Here is a 243-nt window from a genome sequence, read left to right on the forward strand (position 1 = left end):
GGTTCTGAAATGACGAAGTTTTTCTCACTGCTCATGTTAGTAAACGGAGCAGAACCTATTTTGGCACGGCTTATTGGGGGACAATTACTACAGTTCACAACATGGCGCGGTGACTTCATCGTTCTCGGAGCAATTAGTGTATTCATGTTTATATCAGCTACTTTCGTATTACGTGAAACATTACCTCCTGAACAAAGAGAAACAGGTGGTTTGTCAGGCACATTCGCGACGTATGGAAAACTT

Annotated in this window: 1 pseudogene; it reads left to right on the forward strand. The window is 42.4% G+C overall.

Going from position 1 to position 243, the window contains the following annotated elements:
* A pseudogene (locus tag JDS82_RS29365) lies at positions 1–243 on the forward strand (MFS transporter); the annotation flags it as partial.

The sequence above is a fragment of the Bacillus cereus group sp. N14 genome (assembly GCF_016483555.1).
Classification (GTDB): domain Bacteria; phylum Bacillota; class Bacilli; order Bacillales; family Bacillaceae_G; genus Bacillus_A; species Bacillus_A wiedmannii.